Source organism: Nocardia wallacei, assembly GCF_014466955.1.
GTDB lineage: Bacteria > Actinomycetota > Actinomycetes > Mycobacteriales > Mycobacteriaceae > Nocardia > Nocardia wallacei.
This window is the reverse complement of record NZ_AP023396.1, coordinates 7,383,446-7,398,197: the sequence shown is the minus strand read 5'-3', so window position 1 is coordinate 7,398,197 and position 14,752 is coordinate 7,383,446. Positions and strand designations below refer to the sequence as shown.

Annotated in this window: 12 protein-coding genes; 5 read left to right on the top strand and 7 right to left on the bottom strand. The window is 66.7% G+C overall.

The genetic code is table 11. From position 1 onward, the window contains the following. Positions 1-6: 6 nt before the first annotated feature. From NWFMUON74_RS33285 to NWFMUON74_RS33275, 3 genes are all read left to right on the top strand, one after another. Positions 7-315: a hypothetical protein gene (locus NWFMUON74_RS33285; RefSeq protein ID WP_187685653.1), complete on the top strand. Its 309-nt coding sequence runs from the start codon at positions 7-9 to the stop codon at positions 313-315. Then, entirely contained in the window at positions 315-2,837 is a 2,523-nt protein-coding gene (locus NWFMUON74_RS33280; protein ID WP_187685652.1) for a TPR repeat domain-containing protein, read from the top strand. The genes NWFMUON74_RS33285 and NWFMUON74_RS33280 overlap by 1 nt, the downstream gene beginning before the upstream one ends. 161 nt (positions 2,838-2,998) lie before the next feature. Continuing rightward, a complete protein-coding gene (locus NWFMUON74_RS33275) occupies positions 2,999-3,583 on the top strand; it encodes a hypothetical protein (RefSeq protein WP_187685651.1) in 585 nt (194 codons plus the stop codon). A gap of 53 nt (positions 3,584-3,636) precedes the next feature. On the opposite strand, the gene NWFMUON74_RS33270 is transcribed toward NWFMUON74_RS33275, so the two are convergent. The 4 genes from NWFMUON74_RS33270 to NWFMUON74_RS33255 all read right to left on the bottom strand — a co-directional run bounded on the left by NWFMUON74_RS33270 (position 3,637) and on the right by NWFMUON74_RS33255 (position 6,104). Further along, complete coding sequence (locus NWFMUON74_RS33270; protein WP_187685650.1) at positions 3,637-4,245, bottom strand: DUF3558 domain-containing protein; 609 nt, start codon at positions 4,243-4,245, stop codon at positions 3,637-3,639. Continuing rightward, the gene (locus NWFMUON74_RS33265; RefSeq protein WP_187685649.1) at positions 4,242-4,640 is read right to left on the bottom strand and encodes a hypothetical protein; all 399 of its coding nucleotides are present in this window, start codon (positions 4,638-4,640) and stop codon (positions 4,242-4,244) included. Before NWFMUON74_RS33265 ends, NWFMUON74_RS33270 begins: the two co-directional genes overlap by 4 nt. An 83-nt stretch (positions 4,641-4,723) precedes the next feature. After that, positions 4,724-5,233 carry a nitroreductase/quinone reductase family protein gene (locus tag NWFMUON74_RS33260; RefSeq protein ID WP_187685648.1) on the bottom strand — a complete coding sequence of 170 codons (510 nt, stop codon included), beginning with the start codon at positions 5,231-5,233 and terminating at the stop codon, positions 4,724-4,726. A gap of 67 nt (positions 5,234-5,300) precedes the next feature. Then, entirely contained in the window at positions 5,301-6,104 is an 804-nt protein-coding gene (locus tag NWFMUON74_RS33255) for an LLM class flavin-dependent oxidoreductase (RefSeq protein ID WP_187685647.1), read from the bottom strand. 137 nt (positions 6,105-6,241) lie between these two features. On the opposite strand from NWFMUON74_RS33255, the gene pta reads away from it, so the two are divergent. Together pta and NWFMUON74_RS33245 are read left to right on the top strand one after the other, a co-directional pair. After that, positions 6,242-8,326, top strand: coding sequence for a phosphate acetyltransferase (gene pta, locus NWFMUON74_RS33250; RefSeq protein WP_187685646.1), 2,085 nt, complete (start codon positions 6,242-6,244; stop codon positions 8,324-8,326). A 101-nt stretch (positions 8,327-8,427) separates the two neighbouring features. Continuing rightward, the gene (locus tag NWFMUON74_RS33245) at positions 8,428-9,624 is read left to right on the top strand and encodes an acetate kinase (RefSeq protein WP_187685645.1); all 1,197 of its coding nucleotides are present in this window, start codon (positions 8,428-8,430) and stop codon (positions 9,622-9,624) included. Positions 9,625-9,642: 18 nt separating this feature from the next. Here NWFMUON74_RS33245 and NWFMUON74_RS33240 read toward each other — a convergent pair whose 3' ends face one another. From NWFMUON74_RS33240 to NWFMUON74_RS33230, 3 genes are all read right to left on the bottom strand, one after another. Next, positions 9,643-12,105: a serine/threonine-protein kinase gene (locus NWFMUON74_RS33240; RefSeq protein WP_425300582.1), complete on the bottom strand. Its 2,463-nt coding sequence runs from the start codon at positions 12,103-12,105 to the stop codon at positions 9,643-9,645. Positions 12,106-12,438: 333 nt separating this feature from the next. Then, positions 12,439-13,407, bottom strand: coding sequence for a glutamate ABC transporter substrate-binding protein (locus tag NWFMUON74_RS33235; RefSeq protein ID WP_187685643.1), 969 nt, complete (start codon positions 13,405-13,407; stop codon positions 12,439-12,441). Then, positions 13,404-14,750: a hypothetical protein gene (locus NWFMUON74_RS33230; RefSeq protein WP_187685642.1), complete on the bottom strand. Its 1,347-nt coding sequence runs from the start codon at positions 14,748-14,750 to the stop codon at positions 13,404-13,406. The genes NWFMUON74_RS33235 and NWFMUON74_RS33230 overlap by 4 nt, the downstream gene beginning before the upstream one ends. Positions 14,751-14,752: the final 2 nt, after the last annotated feature.

Sequence of the window (14,752 nt, the reverse complement as noted above, 5' to 3'; positions counted from 1 at the left end):
CACACCATGCTCAGGGCAGACGTCGACCAACTGAACAAGCTAGTCACCACACTCGACGACATAGCCGCTCAGATCGACAACATCAACGTCCGGGCGACTGGCGACCAGTTGGGTGCCGCTCTGCCCGGCTGCGCGCTGGGCGCGGTGTGCGCCCAGGTCGGCGAGTTCACCGAAGGTGCATGGCTCCGGGTCGCCGAGCGCATCCGCACGCTGTCCGGCCTGGTGAACATGTCGACCCACGTCTTCTCGACCACTGATGAACAGTTCGGGCAGATCCTCGATTCGATGAACTTCCACGGACGAGGCCAGCACTGATGCCGACACGTGGTGAAGCCGAAAAGTGGGATACCGGAAGGCTTTCCGCCTGGGCCACCGAGATCGAGGTTGCCATCGGCGCGTATGAGACCCAGCTCGGACGCATGGTCGGCCAATTCCAGGGAACGCCGTGGTCGGGCACAGCTCGTGACGCCGCCTACAACCGGCTCAGCGCGGAGTACACCGAGGGCCGCAAGTTGTCGGAGGAGGTCCGTGCCGTTGCCGCGGCGCTACGCGGAGCGGCGTCCCGCCTCGCCGACGAGCGGCGGATCGTGCTCGGCAAGGTCACCGATGCCGAGAACGACACGGAATCGCCCCTTCCCCTTCAGGTAACCGACCGGTGGGAAGTTCAGACGAGGCAGGCGGTCCTGCGCGGCAACATCACCCGCGCGGACTTGCAGAAAGTCAAGGATCGAGTCGATCATCACCAAGGACTGATCAACGCCGCCTACTACAGTTTCGCCGGTGCCATCAGCGATGTGTCGACAGCTGTCACCGCGGCGGCGGAACAGGTCCGGACGCGCGGTGATCTGATCGGCAACGGTATCGACGCTGCTGTCGTGCCTGCCGACACCGGCAAGCTCGGCTATGAGGACGGCAAAGCCGTTCGTGATGCGGTGCACCCGGACGGAACTATCGACACAGCCAAGCTGGACGAGATTGCCGGCCACCTGCCGCAGGGAATGCTCAGTGAGCAGGATCTCCGGGATCTCGCGGACGGCAAAGAAGTCTCGACTGTGCCGGCTTCCACTCAGCAGTACTACCGAGCGTTCTATCAAGGCGCCGGGAAGGAAGGGCTTCTCACGCTCAGTGAGCATCTCGAGGGCCAGGAGCAAGCCGGGAACCCGTTGGCGGCTGGGCGCAGAGACGCTCTCGCCAACGGACTCATGCTCGTATCCAACGAACGCGTCGGCACCGGGCGTAATCCGGACGGCACCCTGCAGTCTCCGGGCAGCTATCAGCAGCTTCCCGAAGACCTCCGCAAAGTCATATCGACCCGCGTCGGTGGACCCGACGGCAATTCACAGTTCTATCCGTCGTCGCCTCCGGAAAATGAGCTGGCAGCGCAGCATCGGTTCTTCGATGACAGCCGCCGTCTGAGCGACTTGCTCGGTGAGGCCGACCCCGGCTATGAGCCCGGTACCGAATTTTCCCGTGAGCTCACCCGGCAAGCCGCCCACCTCGGCTGGGCGAGCGGACTGGGTGGTCCGGGTGTTCCGGGTATGCCCGACAAGTCCGACACCGAGAGCATCATGCGGGACTACTTGGAGGTATCCGGTCGAAACCATGCAGCCATGACCCAGCTGCTCACCGGCGAGGATGTCCCAGGATGCCCGCCCGTCGAGGACGGCTACGATCCGAAAAAGGTCATCCAGCCTTTGCTCCAGTTCGACTGGGAAGACTCGAACGGCAAGCAGCCCCCACAACTGTTCGACTGGATCGGCGAAGACGCCGTGCCCCATCCGGCCACCGACGGACACCCGGCGGTCACGCAGGAGCAATCGCGGCTCGCCGGACATGCGGCCTCGGGGCTCGCGGCTATCCTGACTTCGGATGCAGGGGGGAAACAGGGGCAGCTCGGGTCTTTTGCGGCCTTGATGAACATGCCGGGCCACGACAACCAGTCTCTCGGGCAGGTCAATCCCGGCCTCACCCAGCAGTTGACTGGTGCCATGGTTCCGTATCTCGACAACATTGCCGGTGCCCCCGCGAACCATACTCCTGATTTTCATCTGCGCGATGGCAATATCGAAGCCCGCGATCTGCAAGCCGTTCGTCTGTCGACCCTCTTCAATACTGACCAGGTTTCGTCTGGCGCCTGGAATACCGCCATGATCGCCAAGACGAACGAATACGCGGCACAATACGCGTTACTATCCGGTCAACCTTCGAACGATCGTAACCAGTACGCGGAAGCTGCTGGACGATTGATGGCCTACCAAGAACAAGGACTACGGGCCGAAGCATTCGACCGCGGATTGGATGCCAAGGAGGTGGCAGAGGACGCGGCGGGTCGCAAGAAACTGTATATTGATCTCGCTGCCGGTGCCCTGTCGACAGCAGCAGGAGATAAGTTCAACCCGATAGCCGATATAGCTGTGGATTCGGCAGGGAAGATAATTTCGGAACAAGTCAAGCCGGAGTATGCGGGAATTCCGGAAGCTCAGCAGAAGCTGTCGCAGACCGACCTCCTGGCTCAACGTCACTATTCAATGCTCCAAGCATTGTCGACACAAGATCCAAATTTCTTCGAGAAAATACCCGCTCGCGCGGGAGCATTTCCTTCGGACTGGCTCGAGAACGGACGATTGAAAAGTTATACCGATATTGTCGGTACGGCCGGCACTGAACAGAACTTTCACGCCACGAAGGCCTTTCAATCGACCGCGGACGCGTGGATGGATGGACTTGATATCAATCTGTCTGCATTCCGGGAGTCAACTCTGGAAAATCGCCATAATATTGGGGATTATACAAGTTCTTTGGACGAATACAAGAGTGCGGTACTGAGGGGGCATTGAAATTGTATCGACGCAACACTATTTTCCGCCTCGTCCTAGCGACATGCTCAGTCTTTGTCATGCCCTCATGTGGTTTTGGTGTCGAGGATCCCGGATCAACTCCATGGTCGATATCTTTCCGATGGTCAGCTGAAGGAGATATCGATCTGGAGTCCAGCACAGTGCAGATGGTGCGGGCGGCCGTCGAGAGCAACACTATCGCGGAGTTTCTGAATTTCGAGTATGGATATCCGGGGTGGTTCGATAATCCTGGAACTGCGGTAGAGCCCGACGTGTTGAGACCGCATCCCGAGTCGGAAGGTGTCGGCACGGCGTATCTACATATTGTGCCGTACCGAACGCCGATAGAGGACGGGATGATCGTTTGCAAGGATATGAGCATGACCGCTACGAAGGTTGATGGAAAGTATCCGGTGCCCAATCCTCAGAACCGTAAAGAAACGCTGGAGGCGATAGCGATCCAGTTGTCCGATACTCCGTTGGAGAAGGCTGACGCACCGCGAGTGGTCAAGGTGCCGAGTGGCCCGCAACTTCCTGGACCAACTGGCAGAAGCTCCCGGCCGAAGCGCGACGTATTCAACCGCTCGATTTATGTCAACTATCAGTATGATTTGAACAACTATCGCGACTCCTGCATGCCTTGGGCGAGATCACGCTGGGGCGGTGATCAGCCATCGGCTACGCTCGAACGCCCTGAAACCGAGCCGCCGAGAATTGAGCCGTTCACACCGGGCTGGACAGACTGAGCTCAGGCTTTCGGCGCCATTGCAACGATACTGGTGTACCGTCGTGCAGAGTATTAATGGCCGAGGAGCTCAGGTTCGATAATCGCTGCGATTTCTTGCGCATGATCGCACGCACTCCATTGGGTGAGGGCAGCGCTGCTATCGATCTGCAGGTCGATAGCAGCATCTGGGCCTTTCATCACCACGAAGCAGGCCTCTCCTTCCGGCCGTTTGTATAAGATCGCCTCGCGACCGTTTACATTTATTTCGGTGGCTACGGTTCCTTCGCGACGCTCGCGTTCTCGGAATTGGTCTAAAGTTATGTCAGTCGAGGATATCGTTAAGGAGCCTACTCTGTGCATTGTGCCACGAACTTGCTCTTTGCGTTCGAAAGTGCACCCGATGAAGGCGTAGCCAGTATGCAGCTGGTCGCTGCGCTCTCGTGTGCTGGGGTCGAACCCGGCTCTGCTGACTGGCGCGTCACCGATCCTGAAGCACGGGTCGAAGCCTACCGGTGGTCTGCCGGCGGGATCCTGTTCGGGTGCGGATTCGACCGAAACGCTGATGCTCGGCTGCTGACTGCTGGGAGAACTCGGCGACTCCGCGTCGTGCGTGTCATGGTGACAACCACACAAAATGACGATGACGGGAATCGAAAGGGCTACTGCTTTCAGTTTCTTCACGCGAGCCCACTCCCCATTCCTGCAGACTTCGATGCAATCTTCAACCTGTCCGAATTTACCCTGTCTGCCTCATCGATCAGCCCACCTGCTCGCAGGTACGCTTCCTGTAAGCGCATGGCGCCGTCGATAAGCTGATTGATAACCGCTACACCGTTACGGGCTTTGTTTGAGAAACCCTGCTGTAGTTCCTGACCGGTTCGAAATCCGCCGAATCCGCTGTTGTCTTGAATGGAGGACAGCTTGGTTCGGGTTTCCACCAAGGTGTCGATTGCATTCTGGTACAACTGTGCTGCCTGCCGAACGGCATTTTCATCGTAGTGAACGCTGCCTGTAGCTGCGGCGTTGTTGAACGCTTCTATCTCGGCTTGGCCGAAGTCTATGCCGGGATTATTCATCGTCCCCTCCACGGAGTCCCTGCTGACTCAGATTACCAGCCGAAGATTTAGCGAGCGAGACCTGTCAGGGGTTGGGTCACCGGTCAAGCGTGGGTGAGGGCGAAGATTCGGAGGTTGCGGGTGGTTCGGGTGCGGTAGGTGGCGTAGGCGCGGGTGGTTTGTACGAAGCGGGTGAAGATTTCTTCTTTTTGGGCGGGGTCTTCGATCGGGGCGGCGTGGACGGGGATTCGTTCGCCTGCGATGGTGACGGTGGCGGTGGGGGTGGCGAGTAGGTTGGCCGTCCATGCCGGGTGGTGGGGTCGGCCGAAATTGCTGCCGATGACGTACAGGGTGTCGCCGTCGTGTACGTAGAGGAGCGGGGAGGTGCGGGGGCGGCCGGTTTTGCGGCCGGTGGTGGTCAGCAGGATGACCGGGGCGCCGATGGGGCCGAGTACGGTGTACCGGCCCCGGGTGCGTTCGAGCACCTTGCGGTCTAGGGGCGTGAGTTTGCGGACGATCAGGGAACCGAGTTTCGACGCCGCGAAGGGACCGGCCATGCGGCCGAGTGGGCTCGTTCGCGACCCCCACTGCCTGTCCGGGAACTGTGCCGCCATGCGTGGCATCCTACGGCGAAGCGCCCGAGTGTCGGGTTCGGATGCCGGGACGGGTCCCCAACCCGATTCACAAGGCCGACTTCACCTTCGCCGCGAATTCGTATCCGGCCTTCCAGTCGGCGTCGCGCGGCGGCACGATCACGCGCGTGACGCCTGCCGCGGCGTACGCGGACAGCTTGTCGACGGCCTGCGCCAGGTCGTCCGGCGGAGCCGCGACGATGGTGACCGCCGGCACGGGGCGGCTCCGCTCGGCCGCCAGCTCGGCCAATTCGGCTGTGAGACCGGCCAATTCGTCGATATCGGGGTTGAGCCCGATCCAGCCGTCGGCGTAGGTCGCGGCGCGGCGCAGCGCGGCGGTGCCGTTGCCCGCCACCAGGATCGGCGGCACGGTGGCGCCGGGCGACAGCGCTGCCTCGGTGCCGTCGGGCAGGGTGGCGGTCCGTCCGGCGATCAGGTCCGGCAGTATCGCGAGTGCCTCGTCGGTGCGGCGGCCGCGGCCGGCGAAGGATTGGCCCGCCGCCCGCCAGCCGATGTCGCCGTGCGCGGGGTTGCCGGTGCCGACGCCGAGTACGATCCGGTCGCCGGACAGGTACTGCAGCGTGGCCACCTGCTTGGCCACCCAGGCCGGTGGGCGCAGCGCCAGCAGCAGCACCCCGAATCCGACCTGTATCCGTTCGGTGACCGCGGCCGCGGTGGCCACCACCGCGGTGCTCTCCAGCATCGGCGCGCTCGCGATCAGGTGGTCGGTGGACCACACCGAATCCAGCCCCACCTCCTCGGCGAACCTGGCCGCGGCCCGCACGTCGCCGAGGATCGGACGGCCCGGGTCGGGGGTCGACGTGGGGAGGATGGTGCCGATCTCGAGTGTCATGCGGCGTGCAACCATGCGGCGCCGCATTCGATTCCGGCGCCGCGACGACACGACGCACCGGCCGCCGGATTGTGATTTCCGGAAATTTGCTACTTCACGGTCACCCAGGCGGCGGCTCGGTTACTAGGCTCTCGATCATGGCCGATACTCCGTCCACCGTGTACATCGCCTCGCTCGAGGGCGACACCGGCAAGTCGACGGTGGCGCTGGGGGCGCTGCAGCTGCTGTCCGCGACCACACCGCGGGTGGGGGTGTTCCGGCCGATCATGCGCTCGGCGACGGAACCCGACTACATCCTGGAGCTGCTGCTCGAGCACTGCACCGCCGACATCGATTACGAGCAGGCCTGCGGCGTCACCTACGAGCAGGTGCACGCCGATCCGGACGCGGCGATCAGCGAGATCGTGATGCGGTTCCACGAGGTCGCCAGGGTCTGCGACGCGGTGGTGGTGGTCGGCAGCGACTACACCGACGTGGCCAGCCCCAGCGAGCTGCGCTACAACGGGCGGATCGCGGTCAACCTGGGCGCGCCGGTGCTGCTGGTGCTGCGCGGCTCCGGCCGCACTCCCGAGCAGATCGTTCAGGTCGCCGAGCTGTGCGAGGACGAACTGGCGCAGGAGCACGCCCAGTTGACGGCCATCGTGGTCAACCGCTGCGACCCGGACCGGCTCGACGAGATCGCCGCCGCGGTGGCGGCCGTCGGCCCGCCGGTGTGGACGCTGCCGGAGGTGCCGCTGCTGACCGCGCCCACCATGACCGAGCTGCGCACGGCCATCGACGGCAAGCTGTACTCCGGCGACCCGGAACTGATGCAGCGCGAGGCGCTGTCGGTCATGGTCGGCGGCATGACGGCCGAGCACATCCTGGAGCGGCTGACCGACGGCGTGGCCGTCATCGTGCCCGGCGACCGCTCGGACGCGCTGCTGGCTTTGGTGAACGCCCATGAGGCGGAAGGCTTTCCGTCGCTGTCGGGCATCATCATGAACGGCGACATGCTGCCCGACCCGGCGATCGCGCGGCTGATCCAGGGCTTGAAGCCGAAGTTGCCGATCCTCACCACCACACTGGGCACCTTCGACACCGCCAACGCCGCCGCCCGCACCCGCGGCCGGGTGTCGCTGTCGAGCATCCGCAAGGTCGACACGGCGCTGGCGCTGATGGAGCAGCGGGTGGACGGTCCCCGGCTGCTGGAATTGGTCGCGGTGCCGCGGGCGTCGGTCGTGGTGACCCCGCAGATGTTCGAGTACCAGCTGGTGGAGCGGGCCCGCGCGGACCGCCGCCGGATCGTGCTGCCCGAGGGCGACGACGACCGCATCCTGCGCGCCGCCGGCCGGGTGCTGCAGCGCAAGATCGCCGACCTGACCATCCTCGGTGACGAGGCCGTGGTGCGCGGGCGCGCGGCCGAACTCAATGTCGACATCGACGCCGCGCAGGTCCTCGACCCGCGCACCAGCGACCTGTGCGGCGAGTTCGCCGAGGAGTACGCCGCGCTGCGCGCGCACAAGGGCATGACTGTGGAGCGCGCCCGCGAATTGATCACCGACATCTCGTATTTCGGCACCATGATGGTGTACAAGGGCATCGCCGACGGCATGGTGTCCGGCGCCGCGCACACCACCGCCCACACCATCCGGCCGTCGTTCGAAATCATCAAGACCGAGCCGGGTGTGTCCACCGTGTCCAGCGTGTTCCTGATGTGCCTGGCCGACCGGGTGCTGGCCTACGGCGACTGTGCCGTGGTGCCGGACCCGACGGCCGAGCAACTGGCCGACATCGCGATCTCCTCCGCGCGCACCGCGGCCCAGTTCGGCATCGAACCGCGGATCGCGATGCTGTCCTATTCGACGGGCGAGTCCGGCACCGGGGCCGATGTCGACAAGGTGCGCACCGCCACCAAGCTGGTGCACGAGCGAGCGCCGCAGCTGCTGGTGGAGGGGCCGATCCAGTACGACGCCGCGATCGAGCCCACGGTGGCCGACGCCAAGCTGCCGAACTCCGAAGTGGCTGGGCGGGCAACGGTTTTCATCTTCCCCGATCTCAATACCGGCAACAACACCTACAAGGCGGTGCAGCGCAGCGCGGGCGCGGTGGCGATCGGGCCGGTGCTGCAGGGCCTGCGCAAGCCGGTCAACGACCTGTCGCGCGGCGCCCTGGTCGCCGACATCGTCAATACCGTGGCGATCACCGCCATCCAGGCGCAAGCCCGGACCCGGCAGGAATGAGCGGCGGATTAGCGGCGTTGCCCGGAACGACCCGGCAGGAATGAGCGGCAGATTCCCGGCGTTGCCCGGAACGGAGTTCCGTGGCGGACAGGAGGCGTGCGATGCAGGTCCTGGTGCTCAACTCGGGTTCCTCGTCGATCAAATATCAACTGCTGGACCCGGATTCGGCAGCGGTGGCGGCGTCGGGGCTGGTGTCCCGGATCGGCGAGCAGGTCGCCTCGGACGCGCCCACGGTCGAACATCACAGTGCCGGGCGCACCCTCGAGCACCACGGCGCCGTGCCCGACCACGCGGCCGGGCTGCGGATCGTGTTCGACCTGTTCGCCCGCTCCGGCCAGGATCTGGCCGCCGCGGGACTGACGGCGGTCGGGCATCGCGTCGTGCACGGCGGTGAGGTCTTCTACCGGCCCACGCTGATCGACGACGCGGTGGTGCGTTCGATCGATGAGCTGTCTTCGCTGGCGCCGCTGCACAATCCGGCGAATGTGACCGGGATCGAGTCGGCGCGTGCGCTGTTGCCCGATGTCCCGCAGGTCGCCGTGTTCGATACGGCGTTCTTCCACGGCCTGCCGGACGCCGCCAAGACCTATGCGATAGACGCGAAAGTTGCTGCCGCGCACGGAATTCGCCGATACGGGTTTCACGGAACCTCCCACGAGTACGTCTCGGAGCAGGCGGCACGGCTGCTGGGCCGCGACCCGGAGGATCTGAACCAGATCGTGTTCCATCTCGGCAACGGCGCCTCGGCGTCGGCGATCCGGGGCGGCCGGGCGGTGGACACCAGCATGGGGCTCACGCCGCTGGAGGGGCTGGTGATGGGCACCCGCTCCGGCGATATCGATCCGGGGATCATCCCGCACCTCGCGCGGACGGCCGGACTCGACATCGACGGCATCGATGACCTGCTCAATCGCGACTCGGGGATCAAGGGCCTGTCCGGGGTGAACGACTTCCGGGAGTTGTTCCGGCTCATCGACTCCGGGGACCGGGCGGCGCGGCTCGCCTACCAGGTCTACGTGCACCGGCTGCGCCGCTACCTGGGCGCTTATCTGGTGGAATTGGGCCGGGTGGACGCGATCACGTTCACCGCCGGGGTCGGGGAGAACAATGTCCGGGTGCGGGCTGACGCGCTGGCCGGGCTGGAACGATTCGGCATCTCCGTCGATCCGAACCGTAATGCCGCGAAAGACCGTGCGGCGCGGTACATCTCACCGGACGGCGCAGAGGTCGCGGTGCTGGTGGTCCCTACCAACGAGGAACTGGCGATTGCCCGTGCCGCGGCCCGGCTGGTGACATAGCGGCCACCCGCCGCCGTCTCAGAACCAGGTCTTGGCACGAATGGCGTTGGCCAGGTCGACCAGCGCGTAGCGGTGGGTGCGGCCGGGCGCGGTCCGGGCCAGCCCGCGCAGTCCCGTCTCGGCCCCGTGCCGCAGCCCGCGCTCGGTGAACGGCTCGCCGAACAGCGTCGTGCCGGGTTCGGCGGTATGCCCGGCGTGCAGCCACGCCAGCGCCGAGCCGAGCACCAGCAACCGCATCTGACCGGCGCGGTGTTCGCCCGGCGGCAGCGCCTGCACCCGCGCGGCGGCGAGGTGCACGGTCGCTTCGTCGAGTTCGTCCACCGGCACCTCGGTAAGCAGCATCAGCACCGCGGTCATCCGGGCCTCCGTGTAGTGCCGCGAGGCCGCCGGTACCTCGTCCAGCGCCCGGACCGCCTCAGTGACGCGGCCGCTCGCCGCCAGCTGCCGGGCCAGTCCGAAGGCGGCGCTCACCACGCCGCGGTCGGTGCGCCAGACGGTGGCGTAGAACTTCTCGGCATAGTTGCGCCACTGCGCCGGATCGGGCGAATCCCAGTGCTGCAGAACAAGTTCCGCCGTGGCGGCCAGTGCCAGTTTGGGGGCGATCTCGCCGGGCAGGGCGCACAGCACCGTGTCGAAGTGGCCGAACGCGTTCTCGTAGTCGAGGTCGAGCAGTCCGGCCAGGCCCAGGTACCAGTCGGTGCGCCAATCGTCGGCGTCGGTGCGCCGCAGCAATTTCCGCGCGGCCGCCGGACGGCCCAGGTCCAGTTGGATGCGGGCCTCGGTGAAGGTGGCCTCGATCTCGAAGTTCTCCGGCGCTCCGCCCGGTTCGGCGGCCGCGCGCTCGCGGGCGGTGCGCACCGCGTCGAGCGCGTGCCGCGGTTGCGGGTGCACGGTCCCGGCCAGCAGGGCGGCCGCGGGATCGGCCGGATCGATCAGCGGGACCGGCAGCGCGGCGGCGACGTCGCGGGCGGCCAGCTTCTTGCTGCGTTCGATGCCGTCGGCGTAGGAATCGGTCTGGGCGACCAGCTCGGAGGTGCCGAAACTCGTGCGCGGGGGACTGAACGTCGTCGACAGTTGCGGGTGTTCGACGCCGGTCTCCGCGGCCAGGATTTCCCGCAGCACGCCCGCCAGCTGCGTGGTCATCACCCGGGCCGAAGGGAAGCGGTGGGTCGGCGTGGGGTCGGTGGCCCGCAGCAGCAGCCGGTGATAGAACTCGTGTCGCGTCAGCAGCGGTTCGTCGGCCGGATCCGGGAGGCCGTCGAGGTAGCGGCCCTGCTCGGTCGGCAGGTTCAAGGTGAGCGCGGCCAAGGTGCGGCCCACCGTGTAGATGTCCGAGGCGGGGGTCGGGCCCGTCCTCGCGATCTCCGGCGCCTGGAAACCCCTGGTGCCGTAGAGGTTTCCGTACCCCTCGAAGACCGAGACCGCGCCCAGGTCGATCAGTTTGACCTGGTCGTCGGTGACCATGATGTTGTCGGGCTTGAGATCGTTGTAGGCCAGTTCCAGCGAGTGCAGGTACTCCAGCGCCGGCAGGATCTCGAGCACGTAGGCGATGGCCTCGGTGACCGGCATGCGCCGCGGGCGCCGATAACCGTCCAGCAGATCCCGCAGCGAACGGCCGCCGACGTACTCCATCACGATGTAGCCGACGGGGACGCCCTCGGGGCTGGGGTGCTCGACGAAGTTGTAGATCTTGACGATGCTGGGATGGGCCAGTTCGGCCAGGTATCGGCGTTCGGCGACGGCCACCGCCTGCGCCTCCGCGTCGCCGCCGTGCAGCAGGCCCTTCAGCACCACCCAGCGGTCGCTGACATTGCGGTCCACGGCGAGGAAGATCCAGCCCAGCCCGCCGTGCGCGAGGCAGCCCTGGATCTCGTACTGACCGGCGACCATCTCTCCCGGCCGCAGATACGGCCGGAAATCGTAAGGCGCACCGCATGTTTCACACGTGCCGACCGTGGTCGAAGGTCGCGTCGCACTGGCCCGCCCGACCGGTTTCCCGCAACGCCAGCAGAACCGCCGCCCCTCCGACACCACCGGATCGGTCAACACCACGTCCCGTGGATCCACCGGCGGCACCGGCGAGATCTGCACCAGCCCTGCCCCGAGCCGCCGCACCGACGGCCGAGTGCGAGCCGTCCGCCCACTGCGCCCCGACGTCCGACCCACCCCACCCCGCGAGGTCTCGTCCATCGCCCCGGTCGCCGCCATCGCCGCAGTCCCCGACTCCTCCCCCGACCCGCCGGAAACCCGCGCCGCCCGACCGGTTTCGGCACCAACCGCCCGAGTGTGCGGCGCGTCGGCCCGCCGCGTACCCGCTTGCTCGGCCGTCGTGTCGTTATGGGGTGTGGCGCGGGTGGCCTCGGCGGAGGCAGCTGTCGCCTGTGGCGGGTCGGTGCCTGGTTGTACGGCTGTGTTGTCGGAAGCAGCCGGGGCGCGGGAGGTTTCGGCGCCAACCGCCCGGCTCGGCGGCGCGTCGGCCAGTCGTGTACCTGCCTGCTCGGCCGTCGTGTCGTTATGGGGTGTGGCGCGGGTGGCCTCGGTGGAGGCAGCTGTCGTCTGTGGTGGGTCGGTGCGCTGGGTGCCTGGCTGTTCGGCTGTGTTGTCGGGAGCAGCGGGGGTGTGGGAGGTTTTGGTGGGGCTCGGGGTTGCTCGGCGTTGGTCGGAGGGCTGGGTGTCCGGGCGGTCTGCTGCCGTGTCGTCGGAGGCGGTGGTTTCGGTGGGGGTTGATCGGGTTGGGGGGTGGTTGGCGTGCTCGGGGTCCGGATGTTCGGAGGGGGGATGGGCGGGTGGGGTTTCGCTGGGGTCGGGCATGGGTCAGTCCTGGTATTTCGGTTGCGGGGGGCCCGGGGAGGGGCCCAGTACCGTCAACCACTTCTGGTAGAAGCGGTTCCAGGTGCCGTCGGTGCGCAGGCGGTCCAGGGTGCGGTTGACGAAGCGCACCATGTCGTCGTTGCCCTTCGGCACGCCGACGCCGTACGGCTCGTCGCTGAGATTCTCGCCGACTACCTCCGTGTAGGAGCGGTCCTGCGCCACCAGACCGGCCAGCACCGCGTCGTCGGTACTGATCGCGTCGACCTGGCGCTGCTGCAGCACCACCAGGCAGTCGGCCCAGGCGGGCACGGTCATGATCGAGGCGGCGGGTTGTCTGCGGCGGATCAGGTCCAGCGACGTCGTGCCGCTCACCACGCACACACGCTTCCCGGCCAGGTCGGCGAGGCCGTTGATGCCGGAGTTCTTCACCGCCAGCACCCGCTGATGCGACATCAGATACGTGCTGGAGAAGGCCACCCGCTCCCGCCGCGCACAGGTGATCGTCATCGTCTTGACCACCACGTCGACGGTGTGTTCCTGCAGGGCCCGTTCGCGATCGGCGGAGCCGAGGATGCGGTACTCGACCCGCTCCGGGTCGCCGAACAGGTCGCGGGCGATCTCCTTGGCGATGTCGACGTCGAAACCGGCCAGCGTGCCCGTGATCGGATCACGGAAGCTGAACAGGTTGGTGCCCGGATCGAGTCCGACCAGCAATCGCCCCCGCGCCCGGATGGCATCCACCGTGGGGCCGCCTGCCGCCCCGTCGGGCCGCAGACTGGCCGTCGCGTCGCAATTCTGGTCGGTCTCCGGCGGCAATGGCGAGTGTGTCTGCGCCGGAGCGGCTTTCGCGGGCAGCGGCGGCTCGGTATAGCTGACGGTGTGATCGGGCGGCGGCGCGGCCGGGTCACCGTCGCAACCGCCCGCGGCCAGCGCCACCACGGCCAGCAGCAGAGCGAGCGCGCGCGCCCTCATCGGTACTCCCGCAGCCGCGGCCACAGCCCCGCCACCACGAAGCACGCGGCGAGCACCGACAACAGCAGCGCACCCGGCGAAAGCAGATCCAGCGCACGGGCGGCGTCGGAAACCTCACCGCGCAACCTGTTGCGGGCATCCGAGATGCCCTCGCCGAGCGCGTTGTCCAACGCCTCCACATCGGCGGCGGCGCCGTCGGCCCCGGGCCCGATCGCGACGACGCTCGCGCCGGGGAAATCGCCGCGGCCCAGCGCGTCGTTCATGCGCTGGTGCGCCTCGCGCCAGCGGTCCAGCGCCCCGCGCGCGGTACCGACATCACCGGAACCCGGTGCGTCCTGCGGATAACGGGTGAGCAGCGCGGTCAGTTTGGTGATGGCGTCGTCGTAGATGTGGTCGTAGTCGCCGCTGGCGTCGCGGCGTACCAGCTTCAGGGTCTCGGCGGCGCGGGCCTGCTGGGTGAGGATGCGGCTCTCGGTCAGCTCCGAGGTCGGCACCGCGCCGTCGTCGCGGCCGTGCAGGGTGGCCACGGCCGACACCGATCCGGCGATCACGGTCCATGCCAACAGGATCAGCAGAGTGCCCGAGGTCAGCAGCAGACCCGGATTCAACAGCCGTTGCCAGCGGCGAGCGAGGTACACCTGCGCGGCGATCAGTGCGGCCAGGCTCAGGATCGGCAGCACGATCGCGGCCCAGGGCGGTTGCACGTGGCGGTGCTGGGTCTCGGTGATGGCGTCGGACCGGTGTTCCTGGAGCTCGCGTGCCATCGGCAGCATGGTGGTCTGCATCAGGTTCGATGCCTCGCTGAGGTAGGCCGCGCCCACCGGATGCCCCTCGCGATTGTTCGCGCGCGCGGTTTCGATCAGTCCGGTATAGACCGGTAGTTCGGTGGCGATGCCGGTGCGCAGGCGGCTGTCGGGGTCGCTGTCGCCGGAAACGCCGGTGCCGGCGTCGGATTGGGCCACCAGTTCCGCCGAGGCCTGGCCCACGGCCTGGCTGTAGCGGTCGCGGACCGGCTCGGGTTCCAGGCCGCCGGAGATGAACGCGGTGCCCGCGGCCGCGTCGGCCACCGACAGCGAGGCGTACAGGCGCTGAGCGGAATACGCGTCCGGTTCGGATTCGTCCAGCAGATGGTCCAGGGCGTGCTGCCGGCTGCTGACCGCGGCCGCCGTCACCACTCCGGCGAGCAGGCACATGATCAACAGCAGTAACCCGACGGCGATCAATTTCGCCGGCGAGGAGTGCAGGAAAGCCCGCAGATCGGAGGCGTCGAGGCGGCGGCGGACGGCGGCGGCCGCGGCGCGGGGGGACAGCTCGTCCAGCCGCGGTTGCGTGCTGCGCGTCATAC

Bases quoted from the DNA above. Each gene is read 5' to 3' on its own strand.
- NWFMUON74_RS33285 (WP_187685653.1), top strand. From the start codon at position 7: ATGCTCAGGGCAGACGTCGACCAACTGAACAAGCTAGTCACCACACTC.
- NWFMUON74_RS33280 (WP_187685652.1), top strand. From the start codon at position 315: ATGCCGACACGTGGTGAAGCCGAAAAGTGGGATACCGGAAGGCTTTCC.
- NWFMUON74_RS33265 (WP_187685649.1), bottom strand. From the start codon at position 4,640: ATGAATAATCCCGGCATAGACTTCGGCCAAGCCGAGATAGAAGCGTTC.
- NWFMUON74_RS33260 (WP_187685648.1), bottom strand. From the start codon at position 5,233: ATGGCGGCACAGTTCCCGGACAGGCAGTGGGGGTCGCGAACGAGCCCA.
- NWFMUON74_RS33255 (WP_187685647.1), bottom strand. From the start codon at position 6,104: ATGACACTCGAGATCGGCACCATCCTCCCCACGTCGACCCCCGACCCG.
- pta (WP_187685646.1), top strand. From the start codon at position 6,242: ATGGCCGATACTCCGTCCACCGTGTACATCGCCTCGCTCGAGGGCGAC.
- NWFMUON74_RS33245 (WP_187685645.1), top strand. From the start codon at position 8,428: ATGCAGGTCCTGGTGCTCAACTCGGGTTCCTCGTCGATCAAATATCAA.
- NWFMUON74_RS33235 (WP_187685643.1), bottom strand. From the start codon at position 13,407: ATGAGGGCGCGCGCGCTCGCTCTGCTGCTGGCCGTGGTGGCGCTGGCC.
- NWFMUON74_RS33230 (WP_187685642.1), bottom strand. From the start codon at position 14,750: ATGACGCGCAGCACGCAACCGCGGCTGGACGAGCTGTCCCCCCGCGCC.